This is a genomic window from Candidatus Limimorpha avicola (genome assembly GCF_056978975.1).
In genome coordinates, this window is the sequence record NZ_DBMCYK010000004.1 from 79,831 (window position 1) to 106,130 (window position 26,300).

General features: G+C 38.2%; 15 protein-coding genes. 4 read left to right on the forward strand and 11 right to left on the reverse strand.

Annotated features, from left to right (window positions below; genetic code table 11):
* Positions 1-4: 4 nt before the first annotated feature.
* Positions 5-982: an SPFH domain-containing protein gene (locus ACZOVS_RS03215; RefSeq protein ID WP_483995790.1), complete on the forward strand. Its 978-nt coding sequence runs from the start codon at positions 5-7 to the stop codon at positions 980-982.
* Positions 983-1,176: 194 nt separating this feature from the next.
* On the opposite strand, the gene ACZOVS_RS03220 is transcribed toward ACZOVS_RS03215, so the two are convergent.
* A complete protein-coding gene (locus ACZOVS_RS03220) occupies positions 1,177-2,304 on the reverse strand; it encodes a DegT/DnrJ/EryC1/StrS family aminotransferase (RefSeq protein ID WP_483995791.1) in 1,128 nt (375 codons plus the stop codon).
* A 584-nt stretch (positions 2,305-2,888) separates the two neighbouring features.
* Here ACZOVS_RS03220 and ACZOVS_RS03225 point away from each other — a divergent pair.
* Positions 2,889-4,799: a T9SS type A sorting domain-containing protein gene (locus tag ACZOVS_RS03225; protein WP_483995792.1), complete on the forward strand. Its 1,911-nt coding sequence runs from the start codon at positions 2,889-2,891 to the stop codon at positions 4,797-4,799.
* Positions 4,800-5,189: 390 nt separating this feature from the next.
* Here ACZOVS_RS03225 and ACZOVS_RS03230 read toward each other — a convergent pair whose 3' ends face one another.
* Positions 5,190-8,177, reverse strand: coding sequence for a PEP/pyruvate-binding domain-containing protein (locus ACZOVS_RS03230; protein ID WP_483995793.1), 2,988 nt, complete (start codon positions 8,175-8,177; stop codon positions 5,190-5,192).
* A 396-nt stretch (positions 8,178-8,573) separates the two neighbouring features.
* Between ACZOVS_RS03230 and rpmB the strand changes: the two genes are divergently transcribed.
* Both rpmB and ACZOVS_RS03240 read left to right on the forward strand, forming a co-directional pair.
* Complete coding sequence (gene rpmB, locus ACZOVS_RS03235; protein ID WP_483995794.1) at positions 8,574-8,816, forward strand: 50S ribosomal protein L28; 243 nt, start codon at positions 8,574-8,576, stop codon at positions 8,814-8,816.
* Between the two features lie 98 nt (positions 8,817-8,914).
* Positions 8,915-11,431 carry a TonB-dependent receptor gene (locus ACZOVS_RS03240; protein WP_483995795.1) on the forward strand — a complete coding sequence of 839 codons (2,517 nt, stop codon included), beginning with the start codon at positions 8,915-8,917 and terminating at the stop codon, positions 11,429-11,431.
* A 193-nt stretch (positions 11,432-11,624) separates the two neighbouring features.
* On the opposite strand, the gene ACZOVS_RS03245 is transcribed toward ACZOVS_RS03240, so the two are convergent.
* The 9 genes from ACZOVS_RS03245 to ACZOVS_RS03285 form a co-directional block, all read right to left on the reverse strand.
* Positions 11,625-12,047 carry a PaaI family thioesterase gene (locus tag ACZOVS_RS03245; protein WP_483995796.1) on the reverse strand — a complete coding sequence of 141 codons (423 nt, stop codon included), beginning with the start codon at positions 12,045-12,047 and terminating at the stop codon, positions 11,625-11,627.
* Between the two features lie 175 nt (positions 12,048-12,222).
* Positions 12,223-14,073, reverse strand: a complete 1,851-nt coding sequence (locus tag ACZOVS_RS03250) for a tetratricopeptide repeat protein (protein ID WP_483995797.1) — start codon at positions 14,071-14,073, stop codon at positions 12,223-12,225.
* 233 nt (positions 14,074-14,306) lie between these two features.
* The gene (locus ACZOVS_RS03255) at positions 14,307-15,866 is read right to left on the reverse strand and encodes an SEL1-like repeat protein (RefSeq protein ID WP_483995798.1); all 1,560 of its coding nucleotides are present in this window, start codon (positions 15,864-15,866) and stop codon (positions 14,307-14,309) included.
* A gap of 2 nt (positions 15,867-15,868) precedes the next feature.
* Positions 15,869-16,837: a pentapeptide repeat-containing protein gene (locus tag ACZOVS_RS03260; protein ID WP_483995799.1), complete on the reverse strand. Its 969-nt coding sequence runs from the start codon at positions 16,835-16,837 to the stop codon at positions 15,869-15,871.
* Positions 16,838-17,479: 642 nt separating this feature from the next.
* Positions 17,480-19,810 carry an LTA synthase family protein gene (locus tag ACZOVS_RS03265; protein ID WP_483995800.1) on the reverse strand — a complete coding sequence of 777 codons (2,331 nt, stop codon included), beginning with the start codon at positions 19,808-19,810 and terminating at the stop codon, positions 17,480-17,482.
* Between the two features lie 31 nt (positions 19,811-19,841).
* Positions 19,842-20,234, reverse strand: a complete 393-nt coding sequence (locus ACZOVS_RS03270; RefSeq protein WP_483995801.1) for an HIT family protein — start codon at positions 20,232-20,234, stop codon at positions 19,842-19,844.
* Between the two features lie 5 nt (positions 20,235-20,239).
* The gene (gene greA, locus ACZOVS_RS03275) at positions 20,240-20,707 is read right to left on the reverse strand and encodes a transcription elongation factor GreA (protein WP_483995847.1); all 468 of its coding nucleotides are present in this window, start codon (positions 20,705-20,707) and stop codon (positions 20,240-20,242) included.
* A 116-nt stretch (positions 20,708-20,823) separates the two neighbouring features.
* Positions 20,824-21,894: a PorV/PorQ family protein gene (locus tag ACZOVS_RS03280; protein WP_483995802.1), complete on the reverse strand. Its 1,071-nt coding sequence runs from the start codon at positions 21,892-21,894 to the stop codon at positions 20,824-20,826.
* A gap of 33 nt (positions 21,895-21,927) precedes the next feature.
* On the reverse strand, positions 21,928-26,280 hold the full coding sequence (locus ACZOVS_RS03285) for a T9SS type A sorting domain-containing protein (RefSeq protein WP_483995803.1): 4,353 nt from the start codon (positions 26,278-26,280) through the stop codon (positions 21,928-21,930).
* Positions 26,281-26,300: the final 20 nt, after the last annotated feature.

The following is a 26,300-nucleotide window of genomic DNA, read 5'->3' on the forward strand; positions in this document are numbered from 1 at the left end:
ATATATGGGTACATTAATCATTGTCGGGCTTATAGCCTTAATTGTTATCGTTTTCGCTCTTTCAGGCTTGAAAATCATAAGACAAGGTGAGACAAAAATCATCGAAAGACTCGGTCGCTACCATAGGACATTGCCATCAGGCATCAACATAATTTGGCCTATTATCGACATGCCGAGAAAAGTTTATACTCGCGACCTTATCACCAATTCAAGAGGAGAGAGTTATTCCGTCATCAAGACTTCCGACATCATAGATCTGAGAGAGCAGGTTTATGATTTCCCGGAACAAAGCGTCATCACCAAAGATAACGTCACCACTCGCATCAATGCGTTATTGTATTTTCAAATTACCGACCCGTTCAAATCGGTTTACGAGATAGAGAATCTTCCAAATGCCATTGAGAAGCTCACTCAGACGACATTGCGTAATATCATAGGCGAACTTGAACTCGACGAGACATTGACATCGCGTGATACCATCAACTCAAAACTGCGTGAAGTACTCGATGAGGCTACCAACAAATGGGGCGTCAAAGTCAACAGAGTGGAACTTCAAGACATCACTCCTCCGGAAAGCGTACGCGATGCCATGGAACAACAGATGCAGGCTGAACGCGAGAGACGTGCCAAGATACTCAAGGCTGAAGGCGAAAAGACTTCCATGATACTGAAATCCGAAGGCGAACGCGAAGCTCAAATCAACAAGGCTAAAGCAGACAAGGAAGCTCAAGTCCTCAAGGCTGAAGGCGAGGCTCAAGCCAAAATCTTGCAAGCCAATGCCGAAGCGGAAGCTATACTCAAAATAGCAGAATCGATAAAAGGTTCACAAGCCGACCCGGCTTCTTATCAGATTGCTATTAAATACATTGAGACTTTGAAAGAAATGGTAAGCGGCAAAGACAACAAAACCATTTACATTCCTTACGAAGCATCCAACATGTTAAGCTCCTTGGGTTGTATCAAAGATATCTTTAAACAATAAAAACAGATTGTCTAAAATAATGTTTCAACCATTATTTTATTTAAAATATACTGCAACATAATCACTTTATATCACGTCTATATACGTAATTATAATGTGTACAAATACAAATTAAACTCCAGAAGTTATTCTCAACTTATAGAGTTCAATTTAATTTTGAAAATTACTTTAGAGATTATGCCACAAGGCATTTATCATCTAAGATATTCAAGTACTGAAGAAGTGACATATTCCAATTGTTCTTCAGTAAATTCCGTATGAATAGGCAAAGCCAGCACATGTTTGCACAGATATTCGCAATTCGGAAAATCGCCTTCCTTATAACGAGGGTCTCTGTATGCTTTCTGAATATGAAGAGGCACAGGATAATATATGGCACTTGCGATACCCTTTGACTGCAGATGCTGCATCAAGCCATCACGGTCAACATCTTTCAAGACTACGGTATATTGATGGAACACATGGGTAGTGAAGTCGGCTGTTTTTGGTGTCACTATCCTGTCGGTACAGGCAAAAGCCTTCTCGTAATAAGCAGCGACTTTTTGACGAGCTTTAATATATTCGTCAAGATGAGCAAGTTTGATATCGAGCACTGCAGCCTGAATGGCATCAAGACGAGAATTAACGCCAACATAATCATGATAATATCTCACTTTCATACCGTGGTTCACCACCACTCGCAGTTGTTCTGCCAAAGCATCATCATCAGTAAAGATTGCACCGCCATCGCCATAGCAGCCGAGATTTTTTGAAGGAAAGAACGAAGTACATCCTATATTGCCTATGGTACCGGATTTTTTCACCGTACCATCTTTAAAAGTATATTCAGCACCTATTGCCTGAGCATTATCCTCTATCACATAAAGGTTATGACGACGTGCTATATCGAGAATAGCATCCATATTGGCACACTGCCCGAAAAGATGGACAGGCACTATGGCTTTGGTTCTGTCGGTAATGGCTCGCTCAACAGCCATAGGATCAATGTTGTATGTCGTCATATCAACATCGACAAGGACAGGAGTAAGACGCAATAAGGCTATCACCTCGGCAGAAGCTATAAAAGTAAAAGAAGTAGTAATGACTTCATCACCGGGTTTCAATCCGAGAGCCATCATGGCAACCTGAAGAGCATCCGTTCCGTTGGCACATGGAATAACATGCTTGACATCAAGATATTTCTGCAAGTCTTCTTGAAATTTTTTAACAAAAGGACCGCCAATAAATCCCGCTGTTGAAAGAACCTGTTGTATTGCCGCATCGACTTCAGGTTTGATTTTGTTATATTGACCCACAAGGTCAACCATTGGTATATGTTGCATAATATTAACTTTTCTGCAAAGTTAGGATTTTTTTGTTAACGATAACAAAAAAATTCCATACTCGCATTTAAAAACAGGTTGCCTGTACGAAACGTAATAAAATGAAAAACCAAAAACTATCAAAAATGATCTTAAGATTTCATCTATTATAAAAAACACTCCCAACTCCTTGGTTAATATAGTGCATATTTAAAATACAACTTATTATATTATTCATTGCCTCCCGAAATGTCCGATAAATTTTTACATACATTTTTACAATATCAGTTGCTCAATCAATATTGAAGGTGTTGTATTCTTTTCATTCCGTTTTCATCAGATTTCCAAAACTTATATTTTATACTATCCAATTCCTTTTTTGTTTTTTTCTGATTTTCCATAATTTTGCTCTTGAATAAAATTCTTGTCTGTGTTTTTTATTTAGAACCAGAAAATATAATGCATTGAATTTTATACACTTTATATGTTTTGATGACATCATTACAAAATTTTTCAATAAATAATTGTTTTTTTAAAAAGATATATTTTATCTTTGCGCTATAGTTAATTAATAGTCAAATTTTGAACACTTAACAATTTTATCTATGAAAAAGACAATCTTTACTTTAGTATTGGTGCTTTCAATCGCTGTCAGCGGTTTCGCACAAGTAAGAATGGCATCTAAAAGTGATGCTTTGAAGAATGTTGCTACAAAACAGATTTTCAATGGAAGTGAATCATTGAAATATGTTGCAGGTGAAACTCCTATGACCAGAACAGATGGTGAGTTAGACTACACCATTTACGACTGGCAAACAAATGCTGCTTCACGTAACTGGACCATTATGTGGGATGATGGCAAAATCAATTTCGCATTTACATGCGCAACTGATGAAAGTTTTTCAACTCGTGGTACTGCTATTGGTACATACGATGCTGTAAATGACGTATGGACTCCTTCCGGAGGACGTATTGAAAATGAAAAAACCGGTTTCGGCAGTATCGCAAGATACGGTGAAAACGGTATCGTAGTAGTTGCTCACACAGCTTCAAATTGCGGTGTTTATATCATTCCTGATAAAGACAACATTACACCCAATTCATACCAGGCTGTAAGTTACCTTGATAACACATATTCACCAAGTTGGCCTGTAGTTCAAACTTCAGGTGCCAACCGTGACATCATTCACATTATGGCAACTGCAAGTGAACAAGAAATAGATGGAATTACGGAGCCTATTATTTACTTCCGTTCGCAAGACGGTGGTCAGACGTGGGACAAACAAAACGAAATCATTCCTAATTTGAACTCATCACATGCCATAACATTTAGTTCAAATGACTGCTATTTCATGGAAACAGTCGAAAGTTGCAACCGTTTAAGTCTTGTTGTAAACTCAGCATGGTGCGATGGTAAAGTTATCTATTCAGAAGATGATGGTGAAACTTGGGATGAGGTTGTTTACTATGCTCACCCGGGCTATGATCAAGATTTTACTGACATAATCTTTCTTTATCCTCGTTGGGTTTCTGCACAATGGGACAGCAACATGAAACTCCACATTGTTTACGAATTCAACGGTTCAACAGGTGTTCCGGGTTCAGGTTCATATTATCCAGGTATTGGCGGTGTTGCTTACTGGAGTGAACTCATGCCTTTGAATCCTAATGCTTTAGCAGTAGGCATCGCAGGTGAAGCAGGTCAGCCATTCGTAATGGACTCGACATATCTCTACCAAGACATTTATGCATCATGGTATTTGTTCAGCGATGCAAACCACGATGGAGTAATGTTTGATGAATATATAGGATTCCTTCCGGCATTGGACGAAAATGACCAACCTATTATGAACGGTGAGGATATCACAGAATGGTTAGTTGAAGACATGACATTACATGGATCATACAACAGTGGAACTTGTGCTATGCCGGTCCTCTGCGTGGATCCTTCTTCAAACGAAATGGTTGCAGTATGGGTTGCAATGAACGAACATAACAAAGATGGAAACGGAAACCACTTCTATAGATTGTTTGCCGCTTATTCAGATGATTTCGGTGCAACATGGAGCGACCAAAAACAATTAACCACCGACTTCATGTTCCAACTTTCAGAATTTACTTATCCTCAAGCTGTTTTACGTAACGGTCAGTTGATTATCGCAGTTCAGATGGATGAAGAAACCGGAACTTACGTACAAGGCGACGAATCAAATTCCGGAAACAACTTATACTATGGTCTCACATTTAACATCAACGACATTTTCGGTGGTACTGCTGATGTAAATGAAGTCATAGACAACAATACTACTATGAGAGTATATCCAAGCCCTGCAACAGAAAAACTAAACGTTACTTTGAGCAATAACAGTAAGATCGTCATCTACAACATTACAGGTCAAGTCATCAACACAATCGACGGACAAGCCGGTGTTAACACAATCAACGTCAGTTCATTAAGTTCAGGTGTTTACTTCATCTCAGCTGGTAACAAAACCCAGAAATTTATTGTAAAATAAACTATTAATTCAATGTGACGTCATAAAAAGCGTTACATGTTAATCAAAAAAATCTCCGTGACTCACGGAGATTTTTTTGATTCGTAAGTTTCACATCTCTGAAGTGATTGTGATATTCCAATCAAAAATTTTGTCACTCAGTGATATTAATTTCGATCAGACTGAAAAAGTATGATAGAAAGAAAAAAGTATTCAAAGTATATACATACTTTTATCGGACATCAATGATTTCTAACAATAATAAATCTTAATGTAAAAATAACATTTTCAGTTCATTCCGCACAAGAAGTTTCCGTATTTGTGACATAAAACGAAAGAGATATTCATTTTCTTCATGAATATATTATTCCGTTTTTACAAAACAACAATAAAACGATGACAAACAACATCTTACACATCAAGGTCGTATGATGTCACTATACCGGGTTTTTTGACTATTCCTTTTCTTTTTTTGCCATCCATGACAATGTCACATGGAAGTTCAAAACGGATATGACGAATATAGTCATCTTCATATTCAGCTATCTGGGCATCGAGGAATGTCACATCATAGAAGCCATCGCCAAAAAATGGCGACAAAGAGAAGCTCCCCACTCCCAAAGCCGTCATATTCTGGAAAAAATGAGAGCCTTGGCTCGGGTCTATCCTGAAATCCGGCAGTGCCGATTCCGCGAACACAGCGACAGAAGATATGTCGGACCATTTCACCGGTATGCCCAACCATGGTTCCGAAGAGCCCCAACGCCCGGGTCCTATCAATAAACAAGACCTCTTCTCTGCTGCAAGTTTGCTGTTCAACATACTTATCGTTTTTGCCATAACTTCAGTTTTGGAGGCATCAAACGACTGCGGTTTAACATAAATTACATCGTAAACATCAGTAACAATACCATTGCCGAGAGTGTTGTCGGAACGGAGTATCAAGTCTTCATCCTTAATATTTTCAAAATCAACATCCTTACGGGAAAAAGCATTACTTATCGGACGAATTTGAAGCAAATAAAAGTCAGCCACATTTTTATTATCCGGATCGAAATTCACAGCAAATTCCACCTCTACAGGGCGCATCATGGCCGCCTGACCAATTTTAAGAACATCATCAATAGCCTCTACCAATTGATACTGACCATATTTAAGATAATAGGCAAATGTCACAAGTTTAATGCCTCGAGGTCTGTACCCATCATATATGCGTTCATCTTGAAAATCGAAAGTAGAACACACCATTTGCAAAGTTCCATCCTCCTCAGCCTGCAACAAGTCATAGTGTTTTATATTTACAGCATCATCGGTAGAAGCAGTAAAATCCGACGCTTTCATATCCAAAGCATAAAACATGTTTTGCGAGTCACGTATCGTAAGTTCCGGTTTACTCAGCTGAATACACTTCTGCGGATAACGCGGTGAGAAACGCAAAGACCTGCCGCCATCGACAATTTGTTTACCGAGACCGAGGGCAAGATTCACCACTCCGTCTTCAACCTGTTCCGGTTCAACAGGATAGAAATTTATGGAACGCCCCACTCCGGATATGGTAGGATAAAAGTGGTCTCCATAACTGTTGCCGCACACCTCCTGTATTATCACAGCCATCTTCTCTTCATCAATAAGATTTTGAGTTGCTGACATATAGCTCTTACTTTCATGATAATAAACAGAAGCATAAACACTTTTTACAGCTTTTTGAAGCATCTCCACCATGACGTCACCATCTGCAAGAGGTATCATAAAGGTAGAATACACTCCGGCAAAAGGCTGATAACATGAGTCTTCCAACAGACTCGACGACCTGACGGCAAGAGGCTTCGATATCACTGATACTATGGTACGCAAGTCTTCTTTTATACCGTAAGGCAATTCCGCTTCGAGAAAACAACGTAAAATCTGTTCATCAGTAAGATTATCGGAAAACGCCTTCTCATAGAGACTGTTGGATCTCATAAACTCATCGAAAACATCGGTACACAAGACTATAGTATGAGGTATGCTTATCCTGACTTTTTCATATTTGTCTCCAAGACCTTTTTTCTTTATCAACTGATCCAAAAATGCCAGACCTCTTCCCTTGCCTCCGAGCGACCCTTGCCCTATCCTCGTAAAAGTATAATAATCATCATATTTCTTACTGTCAAACTCAGCTATGACACCATGCGACACATGAGCGCGAAAACGCGATATCACCTCACATACAAAAGTCTTGACAGCTATCATATCGACAAAGTCCTCCGGAGTGAATTTTCTAAAAACATCAGCCAAAGTAAACAATGCTCTGGCTCTCAACCATTTAGAAATATGATTGCGTTCTGTATGATACCTGAACGAAGTATCCGGAATATCGAAAATCTTCTTCTGCAAATCACGAAGATTACTTACTCTTGCCACTTCGTGTTTAGTCTTAGGATCAATGAAAACAAAATCTCCGAATGCCAGATACCTTTTAATAAAATCTGTCAATTCCCTAAGGAAAGAATTGGAGTTCTTATTTATAAAACCAGCCTCCAACATATTGGCATACAAACTATTGTCGGAGTCTGTGGACATCAGCATGAACGAAGTATTCTTATCATCCCTCTTTACCAGGTCACACAATTTTATTCCCGCCTTGTCATAGACGACACCATCGAGCGGATACGACACATCGGATATTATGCCAAGCAGATTATTCCTATATTTCTGATACAACGACACTGCATCTTCATAAGACTTTGCAAGAAATATTTTGGGACGACCTCTTTTGCGCAACATCTTCTGATGTTCATTAAGAGCCTCCGACATAAAAGATTCCGACTGCTGTATGATAATCTGATACAGTTTCGGCAAAATGCTACTATAAAAACGCACCGAGTCCTCGACAAGTATAACACACTGAACCCCAACATTCAATATGTCATAATCGGCATTCATCTTATCTTCGATAAGTTTTATAATTGCCAAGATAATACTTGCATCGCCAAGCCATGCGAACACGTAATCCACCACAGAAGAATCCACATTCATCAAGTCGAAAGAATTTTCCCGCACAAAAGGCGTAAGTACCACGACAGGAATATATGGATACAAAGTCTTTATACGTTTTGCAGAAAGATTGGAAAAAGAATCTTCAGGATTAAGCATTTCAATAATGGCATCTATTTTCTCTACTTTAAGAATCTCTTCTGCTTCTTCAAAACTTGAAGCTCTGAAAAAAGTAGGAGGATAACGCAAATTTAAAGACACATATTCATTGAATATCTGTTCATCTATGCGTCCGTCTTCCTCAAGAAGAAAAGCATCGTAAGAAGAAGCTATCATCAACACCCTGTAAATTCTGTTTCTCATAAGATGATTAAAGGGAGTATCATTGAAGACAGTGCTTTTGGAAGAAGTTATATCAGTCATAGTTGTGTTTTTAGCGGCATAGTTGCCGATAAGACAATTAAATATCTTTTTCGGCAAAGATAACAAATAATATGTGAAAAAGTATAAAAAAGAACAACGATATTTACATTTATCATACTTTTGTATTTAAAGATTAAGAAATAAAAAGAAAGACAAAAATTTACGTCAACCCATCAAAATAGTAACGATATTTATTGAAATGATATTTATACAGGAAATTTCGACAAAGAAGCAAAAGTGCACATTTTTATATACAGAATTGATTATCAATACTTTTCTATTTAAAAAGTATTTTTTAAGATTTTTTTAAACCATAGACTTGCTTAATTAAAAAAAATGTTGTTATTTTGCAGTCCATTTTGAGGGATTATATAGAACAATAAAAATAGAAGAGTCATGTCAAGAATTTGTCAGATAACAGGAAAGAAAGTCATTACCGGAAACAATGTTTCTCACTCTAATAAGAAGACCAAGAGAACATTCAAGCCGAACTTGAAGATCAAAAGATTTTATGTTCCGGAATGGAATGAATGGGTAGTATTGAAGGTTTCGGCTGCCGGATTGCGTACCATTAATAAGAAAGGTATTTATCAAGCCATGGTTGACGCTGCACAAGAGGGTCATTTAAACCGTTGGTAAGATGTTTCAATAAAAAATATTAAGCCGTCTCCACAGGGCGGCTTTTTTTATACTATTTCATCAATAAGTACGTTATAACCATTATCAAAAGTAGTCTGATGAAATTAAAAGGATTGTTATTATTGTTAATGATGGTGCCCATAATGCTGTTCGGGCAAGGAGAAGGAGTATTGTCCGGCAAAGTCAGTGATGAAAAAGGCAAAGGCATAGAATTTGTCAACATTGCCGTGATGGGTTCTACTATAGGAGTATCTTCCGATGCACGTGGCTATTACAAATTGTCATTGCCTTCGGACACCACATTGACCATAGTTTTTTCTTTTATTGGCTTCAAACAGATTGAAAAACAAATAATACTCAAAGCCGGTGAGAAACGAGTCATGAATGTGACGATGTATCTATCTTCTACCACATTACCTGACATCACCGTATCAGACAAACAGATAAAATCCGAAAACATCACCAAACTCAACGCCCGGGAAGCCGTTTTGTTGCCATCGGCAGGCGCCGGGGGCATTGAAGATCTCGTAAAGACTCTGCCCGGTGTATCGTCAACCAACGAGTTAAGCTCGCAATACAATGTAAGAGGCGGCAATTTCGATGAGAACCTCATATATGTCAACGGAATAGAGATTTACAGACCTTTTCTCATAGGGTCCGGACAGCAGGAAGGTCTCAGTTTCATCAATTCACGTCTTATCTCCAACATAGAGTTTTCTGCCGGCGGTTTCTCTGCCGAATACGGTGACAAACTCTCATCTGTTCTCGACATAACGTACAAGAAGCCCAAAGAGACCGCAGCCTCATTGACTTTAAGCATGTTAGGTGCAGAAGCTCATGTGGAGGGCGCCACTACAAACAACAAATTCAGCTATTTACTCGGAGCCAGATATAAAAACACCAAATACATACTCGGAGGATTGGAGACACAAGGCTCTTATCAGCCCAACTTCACCGACGTGCAAGGACTGCTTACATATAATATAAGTCCACGTTTCGAGATATCAGCCCTCGGCTATTATTCACGCAACAGCTACATCATGATACCGGAGACACGGCAGACAGACTTCGGCAACATACAGGAGTCATATCGTCTCACCATCTATTTCGATGGCAAGGAAGTAAGCAACTACAACACCATGTTAGGTGCCGTGACACTGAATTTCAGTCCCAACAAAAACATAAATCTGAAACTTATAGGCTCCGCATATTCAGCCATAGAATCAGAGTCTTACGACATACAAGGGCAATATTGGATAGGACAACTCGAAACCAATATGGGCAGTGAACAGGCAGGTAATGTCATCAGCAACCAGGGGATCGGAACTTACATAGAACATGCCCGCAATTTCTTCTATTCCACTGTTGTCAACATAGACCATCAGGGGGCATACAAATATGGAGAACACATACTGAAATGGGGTGTGAGATTTCAACATCAGTATTTCGATGACCAAATCAAAGAATGGGAGATGGTCGATTCTGCCGGGTACAGCCTTCCCCACCCTATCGACAGCATAGGCAGTTCTAATCCCAACCAAACACCATTGGAGTTTTTGAGTACTTCTACAGGTCACAACTTGTTAAGTATAAACAATATAGACGGATATGTCCAAAATGCCTGGACTTTTTACGGTAAAAAAGACGACATTTTCGTATTGACGGCAGGTATCAGAGCCAATTTATGGGGATATAACAACGAATTCAATGTGAGTCCACGCATTGGATTTGCATACAAGCCGAAAAGCATTAAAAACATGACATTCCGTTTGTCGGGAGGCGTTTATGTACAATCTCCTTTTTACAGAGAGTTACGTATGTTCGACGGTTCATTGGTTAAACCGCAAGATGCCAGTACTCAGAAATCATATCAGATAGTGCTCGGTCATGAATACAACTTTCAAGCTTGGGACAGACCTTTTGTTCTGACATCAGAACTTTATTACAAATACCTCAAAGACATAATACCTTACGAAGTGGACAACATAAAGATAAGATATTATGCTGACCAAAGGGCGACAGGTTATGCAACGGGAATAGACTTCAAACTCAATGGAGAATTTGTAAAAGGCATAGAAAGCTGGGCGAGTCTGTCATTCATGAAAACAGCTGAAAACATCAAATATTACATAGATTCAAAAGGAAATATCATTTCGCAGAGCGATGTCAACAACGGTGCTTCTTTTGTCTCCGACACCATTATAAAGAACATACCGCGTCCATCAGACCAGCGTGTCAACTTTGCCATTTTCTTCCAAGATTACATACCTTTCATTCCATCATTTAAAGTAAACCTAAAACTTATATTTGGCACCGGGCTGCCTTTCGGTCCGCCATATTCTGAACGTTACCAGCAAATAAAAAGAATGACACCCTACCGTCGCGTTGACATTGGATTCAGCAAACAGCTCATCGGAGAAAACACATCTTTCAACAGAAAAAATCCTTTGAGCTACATCAAAAACTGCTGGATAAGTCTTGAAATATTCAACCTGTTGGGGGTCAATAATGTAAATTCCTACATGTGGGTCACTGATGTATATAACATCCAATATGCAGTACCCAACTATCTGACGCCAAGACAGATAAATTTAAAACTCATTACAGAATTTTAAAGACATTAAATAATATTCAGGTAATTAATATAATTTACTTACCCAATTCGTAAAGACGTAATATTATTACGTTTTCATCGTAACATTGGATTATTCCCATAGAGAGAGACGCCATATCATGACATCCTACAATATTTTGTTAAAATATTGGTATTCGGTAACACGATTGATAAACAAAACCCGCCATTAACTCTCAAGGGCGACTAATGATAAAGTTGGTCAAGCGGCAGGTGAGGACGAGTTGGTCGTCTTCGTTACGTAAGTCGATATTCCACACATGCGTTCTTCCGCCTCTATGAATTATTTCGGCTTTGGCATAGACATAAGTATCGACTTTAGCCACTTTCAAATAGTTGACCGACATCTGTTGTCCGCGTATCTCGTTATGATCGAGACCAACGATAAAAGCAGAACCCACACCACCAACACTCTCAGCCATGGCAACACCTGCTCCGCCGTGCATAAATCCGAACGGCTGCGATAATTCTTTCTTCACCAACATTCTCGCATAAACATAACCATCCCTCAATTCCAAATATTCTATTCCAAGAGTCTCCATCATAGTACCCTTGTTGATGGCATGCAAGTTGTCTATTGTAGAATTTTTATATATCATTTAACAAAATTTTTGTCAAAGATATGAAAAAAACAAAAAAACGGATAAAAAAACAAAAAACATTCACCCCTAAAAAAGGCATCTTTACCCCTAAAATAGACATTTCGTCCCTAAAATTTGTCATTTCACCCCAAATAATGACTTTTTACCCCATTAAAGCTGTAAATACAAATCTTTATAAATTCATAGACTTGCTCAGTTGTTCTGCCAGAAATCGACAAGGTGTTTTCTTTGCCATCAAGATATAATCTCTTGCCTTGTTAACATCTTTACCAACATAATTACCAAAATTATACATAAGAGCAAGTATTAGCATACTGTTGCCATCTCCGAGTTCAGCACCTTCTTTTGCATAATTATATGCCTTTCTATATTCTTCCGATTGATAATAAAGACGAGAGAGAGAACCACAAGCATCACTTTTTTCAAAGTCATAAGCAGCCACATCATAAGCTTTCGCACAGTATGAGACAGCTTTTTTAAAATTCGAATCATTATTAGACTTGATTAAGGAGGCATAATGAGTAGAAAGCAAAAGTCCGGCATTTACATTACCTTCATTCAAAGCTTTTTCAAGATATGACAATGCAGTATCAATATTTTCATCACAACCTATTCCATAAAGACAACATCTGCCATAGTGATACATAGCTTTAACATTACCATTATCAGCAGCTTTTTTATACCAATAGGCAGCACGAGATTTAAGGACATCTTCAAAAGAAGGGTCATCATTATCGCCTGGTAAGGTATAATCACAATCATTCCATCTGTTAAAATAATATTCGCCCAAAAGCAACTGCGTTTCCGGCATTTCAGGACCACCAATACCTACAGATTCGGAATAATATTTGTCGGCTGACTCGATATCCGGAGTATCCTGTTCATTACGAAACCCCTTCTCACACATATAAGCATAAAGAACATATAAATCAGAACTCGGATTCTCGGTATTAAGGCTGTTAAACAGTCTTATGCCCCATGAAATATAATAATCATCATCATTTTCAGTAAGTTTGTATTCAAATATGCACAAAATCCAACGTATAATATCTTTTTCTTTTGCATCATCACTTAAAAAAGCCTTTTTCTTTTGCAAAACATTAAAAATTTCTCTTTCCATAGGATACCATTTGAATAGCAATTTTTCAGCCTCTTCATCGCCCTTTTCCATTGCCATTTTCAGATATTTTACAGCATCATCATTATTACCTTCTCCATGAAAGATATAAGACACGTTACGCATAGCCAAAGCATTACCCTGAGCAATGGCTTTCATATAATATGACATGGCTATTTTATAATCCACTTTACCATCTATGGTACCCAATCTATAACAGTCTCCCAACCAGCGTTGAGAACCGGCATGCCCTTTATCGGCTGCATAACGATACCAGCGAAAGGACTCTTTAACATCTTTTGGCATACCATTATTACCAACATAGAAATCATAACCCTTACCGACAACATCGTTAATTGTCATACCCTCGATATCCTTATTTGACAGATCATTAAAATATTTCTCGTAATCGGTCTTTAACTTATCAAGATTTTCTTTTGTTATAGAAGAAGTATTATTAAGGGCTATTTCGAAATATTTACGAGATTCGAAATAATCTTCAACAGATTCAGTTACAGATTTATATTTGTTATATCCATAAACTCTGGCAGCATCACCATAATTTTTGTCAGCTGCCATTTTAAAATACTTCATTGCCAAAGCTTCATTCTTCTCTGTACCGACACCTTGTTGAAAGCAAACACCCAAGTTATTGTAAGCATTAGTATTACCTTTTTCAGCGTCTTCTTTGCTCAATTCAAAGCCTTTTTTCAAATTTTCCGGAGTATTAATGACAGTAAAATAAATAAATGCCAATTTGACGAATGGTCCGGGATGATTTTTAGCATAAGCCTTCTCATAAGCATGAGCTGCCTTTATATAATCTTTAGAAAAACCGTTTTTACCATACATGTAATTCTCTGCTTCTTCATACCATTCCTGAGCATCTTTACCGAAAAGTCCCATAATTCAAAATTTTATTTTTTACAAATATATGAATATCATCTGATTTTTACATCATTCTACAATAAATTGACAATATTGTTTTATTCAAAAGCCGTGTCCATTACATATTACGAAATCAGAAACAGCATTGATATTGAACTTATCCAAAACACAAATCATATCATAACAATAAGATATTCCAATAATTAGCCACATGCCACTACACAACATATTTCAATAAATGTCAACAAAAACTAAACGTATGCATCATATCTGCCATCATCATCAGGGTAATCGTCATCATCTTCAGCATCTTCTTTCATAGAGTCGAATACCGGCATATAATATTGTTCTATCTCCAAATAATATTTTTTCAAGCGACCATGCAAATAGGCTATGACTGTTTCTTTCAACATTTTATCGGACCCCAGCCTGGCAGCATTAAGTGCACAATTATCCATAAAATTGAGGTCCTCGTTTATATAACCATTTTTAATCATATAGAACATCTTCTCGAAAGCCTCCGGGTCTTTCAGTAAAGCAGCCTTGGCATACCATGAGTAAGCCTTAGCATTATCCTCAGGAATATCGTACCATCCGTAGTAATAAATATCGCCAATATATACGGCAGCTTCTTTAAAACCAATTTTATAAGCGTCTTCCAATGACTCCATCAGAGTTTTTCTTTCAATAGCCTTCTGGCAATCAGACATATCATCATAGTTCTCAACCTTATGAAGAGCCAGTAAAAACCGGCACAAACAGTCTCTGTTTTCGGAGCCTTCAACAACAAGTCTGACATAAGCATCTTTATCTATCAATTCATCGTCATCATTATATGAAGATGCAACGACATAATCACTCCAGGCAGAAACAATTCCGTTTTTAGCAGCGAATTCATAATCATCTTTTGCCAATGACAATGAATGATTTTGTTGCAACGCCCAACCACGCATTTGTCTCCATTTAGCATTTTCTCTATCCTTATCTATCAGATCATCAAGCATTTCAATAGCTTTTGGAAGGTCAACCGCAACACCGAATCGGCCGAAAATCATATCTTTGATATGTATTTGTAAAGCAAACTCACAATCTTTTTCCAAACCTATATTAAAAAATTTATTAGACCAATATCTGTCAACCTTGTCAAGGTCCCCATAACGATACATTATGCCGATAGCGACAGCTGCTTCAGGAAGTTCTTTCTCATAAGCCCGTCTTATGAAATAATCTGCAATATCAGGAGATTTCATATCAGGATGAACATTAAGATGATAATATCCATAGGCGAAACAGGCATATTTATTACCGTTTATCGCGTAAGATTTGACAGTATTTATTCTTGCTTTATCTATCAAGAAAATGTTTTCACAAGAAACAAACACTTCAATAAAATATTTTGCCGCCTCAGGATTATCGTTTAATACAGGCAAAGCATTATATACCAAGGCATTGAATGAAGCATGACGAAACATGGCTGCATAATCCGAGCAGGCGACATTGGAAAATGATTTCAGCCGGAAATATACATCAACCGACTCATTGACATAATCATTAGGGACTACGGCTGAAAAAAGACGTATAGCCGACGCTCTTGCTTTCGTTTGAAAGACTTTTCCCTCAAAAGACAACTCTATGCTTTCCCCATCATAATATTCCACAACAGGAGGACTTGCAGAATAACTCCACTGAGACAAAACCTTAGACTTAACTATCTCAGAAGCATTTATTTCAATTGTTTTTATCAGATTACTCGAGACAGAACCTCTATCATTGAACACTCTATATTCAGAGATTAAAATTTCTTTCGCCATAACTATTGATTTCTGATTTTATTTCCAAGAATAAATCCGAAGATACCTGTAAGAATAATACCTATGGTAGTTTGCACAACATTCAACATATCCACAAAAGGGGAAATCTCACGAATGACTTCAGAATCCATGCCGGCCATATTTTTAAGACTTATATACAATGCCTCGCCATATTGAAGCAAAGACACCTCAGAAGTAAAAGCCCAAGCAAAGACAAACACTATTATTATATATGTTATCACCATTTTCAGCATACTTTCTCCATAACCGAACATAACATCAGAAAATACATTGGATATAATATGCCAAATATTGACAAGTTTTGTTTTGAGAGGAATTTTTGACAGTGAAAGTTCCTTTATCATTCTGTTACGTTCCATTCTTCTACCCTGTACATAAGCCCAGTTGCCGTCAGCTATAAACCCTTTTGATGTCCAAAGTGCATTAAAATTCTTATATATCTCTTCTGCCTCAGCCCATCTTCCGTCCAAACCATCCGCAGGATTCCAATCTGATATTTTACCCACATCATTGATTCTCTCTCCAGTACCATAAGTATGCCAATCTGAAAGAAACTTTTCATACAGTTTCTTGTTTTGCTGCAAGATACGGTTGCCGACGAGATTGTTCTTTCTGATGATTGCCGACTCTCCAATATACGTCTTATTGAAACTGCAATTGCTTATTTTACTGTGAGTAAATATAATCACACCATCAAGAAAAGCTCTATAGAAATCACAAAATTCAATTTCCGCTTCCTCGAATGTACCATGTTGAATGTTCACATAACGGAAATCGCTCCAAGAAATCTTAGCTTTTCGAAATCTACAATGTATCATCTCGCATCCCTTAAAATTCACACGTTCCAAACGGCATCCGGAAAAATCGACCTTTTCCAAAGTCTGTCCGGAAAAATCAACACCAACAATTACCTTTGTCGATATCATCTGCTGAAGTTCTGTCTGTGTCATATTAAAAAACTTTATCGTTTAATAAACATATAATTACCATATTCATATAAATCATATTATCAATTTTATATTGCAAATTCAAATATATATAGATTTACAAAATTTCATAAATATTATTTCCATGATACACAAAACTATTACAGCTAAATGATTCACTACATAATCAGCACACAAAATGAAAACATCACATTTTATCCGATAAAATCACATTGTCATAAATCTTAAAGTCACGACTGTTTTCATTCACAAATATTCTTTTAGCAAATATATCATGGAAATAATTCATAAAAATGAGAAAACCTGTATAAAAATCAGAATTATCCAAAATCATTTCGAAGTATTTTTCAGATATACCGAGAAAGGCAAATTCAATCATAATCAAAATTATTTTTGCCAAAGATAACAAATATTTATTACATCAATATTTTTTTCGTAAAAATGTCAGTCCAAATACCGAGGTAGCATTGTAACAATTACAGGATAACATTTACACATTCAAACAATTATCCTTATGAATCATCAAAAATTATTTTTAGATATGTTTTAATGAAGCCTCTGCGGTCTTTTCTGAGACTTCCGAGAAATTAAAAAATGTCACTGAATAAGATAAAATCAATTACACGCTTTTTGAAACATCACCAATCATTCACTCTGAGCTACATTTTTTCTGCCGCTCAAAACGACATTCAAGTCTTTGATAATAAGATCCTTATCGGAATCTTTATACAAATAAGCCTTAAAAGAAATGCCGGAAGGTGCATTATGAGACAATTTTACAACAGCATGATGCTGATAACCGTCTTCTTTGTCAGTGACTCCCTCCACTTTATGAAATACTTTTTCATTATTCTTATCTATCACCTGCATAATCATGATGCAATCTTTTATATCCCCAACAACATCGAAGGTCACATTGTAAAACAACTCATCATAACCTTCAACATAGACACCCTCAATGATATTAAAAAACTTCCCGGTAAAAAGCCTTTCTTCTCCATGAGGTTCACCATAAAGCAAATCTTTTTGTACCGATTCACAATATACTGTATCAGGCACAACATAATTATGCAATGATGTATATTCGCTCATCTTTCTCACAATTTCGAGATTATCACTCATCTCTTCAAATTTGTCATTGTCATCAACTGCCACAATGCTGAAATCATCATTAAGTTTGTACAAGACGCCTTCGCCAAGATAATATCCGTCAGAATAAAAATCTATGACATCTCTCTCCTCATTCATAAAAGCCATATTGTTACTTTCTTCGAAAAGGTTATTTCCAAAAGCAGAGCTGTAACGAGGTAACTTCACATCATATTTTGCGAGAAAAGGGAGAATAGTCTCATAAAAATCCAAATGACTTACAGTATTGTCGAACACTGCCGGCTGTCTTAGTTTCTCGGAAAATATTATCATAGGCACATGATAACGTTTAACAGGATTACGAGGAGTAATTTCAGACATGGAATGGTCGCCTGTTAACACGAAAATAGTATTTTCATAATCATCGCGTTTCGAATATTCATCAATAAATTCTTTCAAAGCATCGTCAAAAAACAAAATGGTTTTGAAATATGTACGGAATCTGTTAAAATAGTCTTTATCATTCTTATTCAACTTTTCAACAAGACTATCTAAATAATTATCATAATAAGCATCATTGCTTATTATAAAAGGAGAGTGCATGGAACCTGTAAAATACACATCAAAACGCGGCGAAGACGGCAAAGTGTCAATGACTTCAAGCGACTGCAATAAAAGAGCTCTGTCGTCATAACCCCAGAAATAGTCATCATCACCCACTATTATTTTATCATATTTGTCGGAATAACATTTATTGTCGAAAACAAGGTCTATATCATTTATTCTGAAGAAGATATCTTTTCTATGGAACCAGGCACCCTGTCCATAGAAGAAATCCGTCTGATATCCGTTAGCATCGAGAACAGAAGTGAGAGTAACATGGGTAGGCAACCTGTTGAGCAATGTAAATCCAATCTTGCCATACGGAAGACTTCCGAGCATGGTAGGCATCACCGAAAACGAACGCTCGCCGAGAGTGAAACAATGCCTCCAATAAAGACTCCGCGACATCAATTCACGAAGATTGGGCATGAGATTTACATCCATGTAATCATGAACAAAATCATCGTTAAGGCCTTCTACCACAAGCATAACTATATTTGGTTTTCCGTCAAAAGGATCAAAGTACGTACCCAGACTGTCGGCACAATCAAAATGATGTAACAGCGGATAATCACCTTTTATATAGTCATGCATAGGGAACAATTGATGATAACGTTTTATCTCCCTATCGGACATGTGATCGCAATAAGTCTTGGCTTGAGACTCATAATTTGCTGCATCTACATAAAAATACACTGATTTATTGACAGCAAATTTATCCATCCGGACAAAATACCTGACATTGACAAAGACAAATATCGGTAATGAAACATACAATAATATAAAGAGGATTCGTTTTTTGGCTATGCTCCTTACAGAAGGCAAAACAGCAAAAAGCACTATCAAGAAAATGGCAAAAAGCAGCACACAGATGCAAATTGCAAGCCATGGCAAACCGAGAGAATTTACCGTAAGTGACACTTCTTCACGGGAATAATCGAAAAGAAAAGCCCCAAGCGGCTTATATTGCGAAAAGAAATATTGCAATATGGCATAATGAGCCACAGAAAAGAAAAATATCAACACCATCATCAACACATTGGCAAGACGAGGCAGATGCTGTCTTAATAGAGAATAAAATGGCAAGACGACGGCAAAGACCGCGTTGACAAGGAGGAAATCGTATCCGAGTCCAAGCAATTCCGAAAGCCAGAGACCATCATGAGTACCATACCTATTGATGACAGTACAAAGTTCAACAACGCGAAAGGCGAGAACGAGGAGCCATGACAAAAAAAGAAGACTCCAAAAATGCGATATTTTTTTATCTCGAGTTACATACATAATAAAAAGCTGCCTCGGCAGCTTTGTGTCGTTAAATATTGTTGATTATCGAATTTTGAATATCTCTAAACTCTGCATCAGAAAGTGAAAGTTTTGGATTTTTGAAGTTAAGATCGCCTTCTTTTTGCATAGGGACAAGATGAATATGAGCATGACGCACCTCGAGACCTATGACGGCGACGCCCACTTTAACACAAGGGATAGCTTTTTTGACAGCTACAGCCACATGTTTGGCAAATACCATCATATCTGCCAACTCATCATCTGCAAGGTCGAAGATATAATCCACTTCACGTTTAGGTATCACGAGAGTATGACCTTTAGCGATAGGATTAATATCGAGGAAAGCATAAAATCTGTCATTTTCAGCGATCTTATATGAAGGTATTTCACCATTAACTATTTTCGTGAATATCGATGCCATAATCATTAAAGTCTTGTAATTTCAACTATTTCAAACATAACTTTACCGGCAGGGACCTGTATCTCCACTTTATCGCCTACAGACTTGCCGAGCAGACCTTTAGCAATAGGAGAAGTGACAGAAATCTTACCTTGTTTAAGGTTAGCCTCTTTCTCAGACACTATGGTATAAGTCATTATAGACTTGGTATTAAGATTCTTTATCTTGACGGTAGAAAGGAGCAACACCTTGGAAGTATCCATTTTAGACTCATCAAGGACGCGAGCGTTCATGATAAGTTGTTGAAGTTTCACTATTTTCATTTCAAGCAAGCCTTGAGCTTCTTTTGCTGCATCATATTCTGCATTTTCAGACAAGTCGCCTTTATCGCGTGCCTCTGCTATTGCAGCAGCAATACGAGGGCGTTCCACGACGGTAAGTTGTTCTAATTCTTCTTTTAACTTACGCAGTCCTTCTTGTGTAAAATATTCAATATCAGCCATAATCATTTAATTTAATAAGCAAAAAGAGACCCTTACCGAAATAAGGGCCCTTTTTGTTTCATAATTTGTATGCAAAGATACAAATTATTTTTTAAATACAAGTATTTTTAGAAATAAATTCTTGCACCTACAGTATGAGTACCGCTAAAGTGTTCTGTTGCGCGATAAGAATAATCGACAGCAATTTTCATACCACCTTCTTTTTTGCTAAGAGGAGCCTGAACAGAAGCGCCGAGCGACAATCCTTTATTCACGTTAGTACATTCATCAGTCTCAATATCATCCCAAATACCATTCTCGTAAGTATAACCGGCACGGAGAACAAGTATTTCTCTCAACGAACCTTCAATACCGAGAGTAAACTGGTCTTTAGAGAATGAATTAGAGGTAAAGTTACCGGCAATAGTCAAGCGGCTGTTTTTTTCAAAATTGAAATCATAAGCTGCAGCTATATTCAACTGAGCAGGAAGCTCGAAAGCATCGGCACGTTGCACGACAGTAATACTTGACGACATTCCTTCGAACAAAGTCGAGAATGCGAGACCGTCGCCAGAGAATTTCATGGTAGGTCCGATATTCTTCAAAGTGATACCGAAGTGAATATTGTCAGTAATACCGGTAACATATTGGATACCAGCATCAATAGCGACGCCGGCACCAGACATGTCAGCAATACTCTCGCTGATAATCTTCAAGACAAAACCTCCACGGATACTGTTAGAGAACGCCTTTGCCAAAGCTATATTGATATTCATCAAATTAGGTTTGAAAGTACCCAAACCGCCTTCGGGATTCTCAACAGTAGTGATCGGTATTTCCTGTGAGTTGACAGACATCACATAAAGACCCATAACAGCAGACTCTGAAATACGAGCCAAGAAACCGAATGAGAAAATATTTGTCTCAGAACCTTTCAACCAATTGGTATATGAGAAGTTCAAATCTATACTATTGGTAAAAGTGATACCGGCGACGTTGCCCCACATAGCATCGACACCCTTGACACTTGCCATACCGGCATTGCCCCAGCCTGATGCAGCTGCCCATGGGTTGATTAACAATTCTGTAGCGCCTGCTTGACCAGACCTGTCTTTATTACCTGCGAAAGCGTCTGTGCTCGTAAATCCAATAATGATTGTCAAGCTTAATATAACGATATATTTAAATAACTTTTTCATGATCGTAATCCTTTTTTATTGTTCGCAAAATAATTAGAAAGTATTTAAGTCAACCTGACGCATTGCACAATAGAATTTAACGACCTTTTCACCTCCATTGACATTGTCTTTGACATGAATAATATAAAGACCACTGGCAATAGGAGTATTAGCAAAGTTTGTCAAATCCCAGTCTATTGATGTCACAGATGAATCATCTTTCTTAAATTGACGTACCTTTACACCATCCATAGTATATATTGTAACGACACACTTGTCTGGAACATTAGCAATCTTCACTCTATGCGTAAGAGCATTCGGCTCGTATGTGGAGTAAGCATAATATGGATTAGGCACCACTGTTATCAAGTCGAGATCTGTTTCTGCCTTCTCAAGGTTGTCGTTTGTAGGCCCGAGACCCACTGTGCTGAATGTAAAGTAAGGATTATAACCCACATGGTCGATTGTATCGTACAAGCCTTCGTAAACAGAATCAAGAGTTGTTGTAGCATAACCAGGCTTATAAGGAGTAGCAACACGGATAGAAATCTTGACAGGATTACCGGGTTGCAACCATTCTCTTCCCTCCACTGCCATAGGCATACCGCACCACAATGGCTGACTCCAGAACAAAACTCGCAACACATTGGCATAACTACCGGATTCATCAATAGCCTTCATTGTATTATAAAAATATCTACCGGCATCGTATGCAGGACATTTGAAGTTGATACCCACCTTTTCACCAAGGTCTGACATCGGAAATACATAAACATAATGTTTTCCACCGAATACTGCAGTACCGTCAGCATCAAATATTGCAGGATCATAAAGTTGTGAAGTATTACCCAACACCGTTGATTCTTTCAACGCCGGAGGATTGAACAACATGTCACGTCCATTAAGTTCCGGATAGAATGAATCTTCACCAAAAATAAGATTCAAACGAGCTCCACTTTCAATGTCAATAGCATATCCCGGGAACCATCCCATACCTTGTGCAGCTATATAGTTAGGATCATCAGGATTGTCACTTGGTTCCATATCCATTGAAGCACATGGATTGCCATCCTTGTCAACAGATGGAGTACGACGTAAGGTAAACTTGGGTGCATTGCCTTCTGAAAGTTTGGAATCAAGACACATTTCGACAACAGGGCAACGAGTCCATTTTGACTTATCGGAAGTCAAAACAATGTCAATAGACCCCAACTTCATAAATAATGAGTCAATTCTACTATTACCGTGATAAACAGGACCCGGATTATATGTACCGGAATTTCCTGATACATTACAAAGTACATAAGGCGCCCATGTTCCGTCAGCAATCTTTTCATAGTTTTCATTCGGATCGTATGGTTTGGTTACACCTCCTGTCGAAGAACTTACACTATAGTCATTATTTGCTTTATCATCCTGGTCAGCATAATTACCGGAACGAATCCAATTCAAAGGCGATGATACTATGGCATCTTCATCTTTGATACCGCTTAACCATCTATTGGAACTGTCAGCGTATGTGACAGATGAAGTGATATAAGCATTATTCTGAGCGAGTATAGAATATACCGCAACCAAATTGCCCGTATTACTATCTTCCTTATCACCTACTTTATAAGGACCTACTGTCCACGGTTGCTGCATAACGACAGAGATACCACGTTCAAGGAACAATTTCTCAGTCTGAGATTCTGAAGTGGTATCCGACTTGAATATCTCACCTGTCTTTAGATCTTTCAAATACCAGTTAAATACTGTCTTGGATGCAGAGTCTCCCAAAACAGGTTCACTTGAAACGTTTGTAATATATCTTGCCTGGAAGTCATCCATCCACAAAGCATATTCAGTAGGAACAACATTGAGAGGGTCAACAATCTTAACATCGATTGGCCCATAACCTTTTTTGTATGAAGGATGATATATAACAGGATAGTTAGGTGAGCCAAATACATTTACAGAATCACCCGGCTGTCTTGACATAAGTTCTTCTATTGTCTCATCTGACAATTCCACCTGATTGCCACCATTACCTTGACCAACAAAACGAGAAATCACAGGTGAATCGCCATAATTTGAATTAATAGTAGTACCATTAACGGCTTTATGAGGAACTGCCGAATACAACTTGATATTCTTACGACCGGCAAGATAAGGTTCTTTTTGTCCGTATAAACCGTACATAACGTTAGGATCGTCGGAATAATTCAAGTAATTATTGTAAGCATAAGCTATTGCCATGAAGTAATAAGTCTTATGATTTACAAGATTAGGGTCGGAATTTGTAGTAAAGGCATCCTGAGTAATTACGAAAGAGTGAGAGATACCGGTATCACCACCCTCAACCATCAAAGTAGGTACTGAAGCACCTAAATCTTCACTATAAATATAGTTTATGATGGTACCCACATTATTTTTAACATCGCACTGATAAACAAGACGAGCCTTATCGGGATCACTAAGTTCATCAACACCTACCTCACTGTTAGCCAATTGATACACGAGATAACCCTCAAAACGGTAGATGGAGTCGCAACGTTGTGTTGAATCTGTCGGAAGAGGACCACTGATATTAGGATCGGCTTCCTGATACGATTCCTGATAGTTATTTGAAGTCTCAGAATTAGAGATGAAGAACACCAATTGTCTGTCTAATTCACGTATTGTCAAATCCGGGGCATCAGGACCATCGATAACGTCGAAGCAATTATCGAACATAGCCTGACACTTGTCATCGACTTTACGGAGCAATTCTACAGAAGCCCAGGCCGTACCCTGGTTGGAACGCGCCCACGGCACACCAAAAGTGATATAGTTAACAGCACCGGACTTAAGCGTGAAAGGACCGGCAGACTGCATGAAACGACGGTCTTCAACAGGGTTTGGACTACCATTGTCACCCGTCTCTTCGCTCCAATAGAAACCATTCTGGTTGAATCCGCCATTAGGCTGGATACCACCTGTTCCCCAGTTACATGGGTCGGAATCAAACGGGAACATAAAGTCGCATTCAGGCCCCACTGTACCGGTTTCACCAGGAACAGCAGTACCACCATATTGCATGCGTTCTCCATTCTTCCAGATACCCTGAAGGAGCAAATAATACTCAGCAGCTTTATCAGGGTCACCATTTACTGGATTACTTGTATTATTATGATAAACAAAACGTCTCATACCAAAACGTTCGTCATCTACAATACCGTTACCGAAATTAACACCATTGATACTCTCGTCGCACAATTGATTTCCATTCGCATCATATTTGGGATTGTCTATTCCATCAGGATCCAGATAAGGTCCCTGGAAGAAGTCAATACCCACAGCAGGAGGATTGGCACCGTAAGCCTCTGTCTCACCATTACCATCGATATTAACACCATTGTAACCATAACCAAGACCACGTGAAACGTCGCAACCCACATAGTCATCTTTTGAATAACCGAGGTCAACATCCGTCCAAGGTGAGAAGTAGGTATTTGTCAAAGTATAGGTAGAACGGTTTATAATCTCATAACTATAGAAAGTCATGTTGTTGATTTCGTCATTGGTAGCGAAAGCAAAAGCCTGAGCTCTGATTTCCATACCTATGGCAGAACCGCCTGTCTCGGTATGAGAGTTACCTTTGTCGTTAAACACCCACCATATTGTCTGGTCACCTTTGATAATCTGGTCAACTAATATAGAACCGTGTACCGAACCCTCTATTGATTCATCCATTGTAGGTACTTTGGTATGACATAGAACATTGTCGATGTCATAATAAGGGTAATCACCTTGAGTAGGATCATAAGTACCATCGTTGTCGTTATCATAGAAAGGAGCGAGATAATAACTCATTCCTCTCGACGGGTCGCCATGAGCCGGCCAATTGATAATATTGGCAGGAATTTCATAACCGGGGAGAGGTCTTCCGGACTCATCGCAGTTGGCGAGGAAGTCATCAACCTCAGCACGGGTAATATTATACATTTTGTCATATTCCATACAAGTGGCAGCATCAATAGCTGCAGTACCGTCTATAGTAAGGGGACCGGTCCAGAAATCGTTACCTCCCTTTCCGTCAGGACCTTGACGGAAACGTACAGCAGCACATTTGAGCTGATTGTTAACATCAAGACCGGCAATCCAAAGAGAACCAGCATATAATGATGTTGCCGAACTGTTGGCAGGGATATAATACTTGGCACCAGTGCCACCGGGAAGATCCCACCACATGTCACCACCGGCATTTACACGAACTCTTGCATTGTTGATATTCAACCAGGCAAAAGTAGAAGAAGGTGAACAACCGGCAGTGGTACCTTTAAGAGTCCGAGTCTTTTTGTCAGCCATTTTGACTTTCTCGGCTTTTACTTCTGTCACACTTACAAAAAGCAATGCGACAATCATTAAACGAAATATAGTCTTCATATTAGCAGTAAATTTTTCTG